Source organism: Azohydromonas lata, from assembly GCF_034427735.1.
GTDB classification, from domain to species: domain Bacteria; phylum Pseudomonadota; class Gammaproteobacteria; order Burkholderiales; family Burkholderiaceae_C; genus Azohydromonas; species Azohydromonas lata.
Genome location: NZ_JAXOJX010000194.1, coordinates 1 through 684 on the forward strand (window position 1 = coordinate 1; position 684 = coordinate 684).

The 684-nt window shown below is 69.6% G+C and carries 1 protein-coding gene; it reads left to right on the plus strand.

Features of this window, described 5'->3' with window-relative positions; translation table 11 throughout:
* Positions 1–681, plus strand: a 681-nt coding sequence (locus SM757_RS34980; RefSeq protein WP_322468863.1) for a branched-chain amino acid ABC transporter permease, incomplete at its 5' end; no start/stop codon positions are given.
* Between the last annotated feature and the right edge of the window lie 3 nt (positions 682–684).

Sequence of the window (684 nt, forward strand, 5' to 3'; positions counted from 1 at the left end):
CTGAACTTCACGATCGAGAAACTGGCCTACCGGCCGCTGCGCAACGCGCCGCGCCTGGCCCCGCTGATCACGGCCATGGGCATGAGCCTGCTGCTGCAGACGCTGGCCATGATCATCTGGAAGCCGAATCCGAAACCCTATCCCCAACTGCTGAGCACGGACCCGATCGAGATCGGCGGCGCCGTCATCAGCGTCACGCAAATCCTCATCCTGGCCATCACGGCCATGGTGCTCGCCGGGCTGCTGTACCTGGTGAACAAGACCAAGCTGGGCCGCGCCATGCGCGCCACGGCCGAGAACCCGCGCGTGGCGGCCCTCATGGGCGTGCGCCCGGACTGGGTAATCTCCGCCACCTTCATCATCGGCGCGGCGCTGGCCGCCTTGGCCGGCATCATGTGGGCCGCCAACTACGGCACCGTGCAGCACACCATGGGCTTCCTGCCGGGCCTGAAGGCCTTCACGGCCGCGGTGCTGGGCGGCATCGGCAACCTCGCCGGGGCGGTGGTGGGCGCCATCCTGCTGGGCCTGATCGAGGCCATCGGCGCGGGCTACCTGGGCGACCTCACCGGCGGCGTGCTGGGCAGCCACTACGCCGACATCTTTGCCTTCATGGCGCTGGTGCTGGTGCTCACGCTGCGCCCGCAGGGCCTGCTGGGCGAGCGCACGGCCGACCGCGCCTGACGC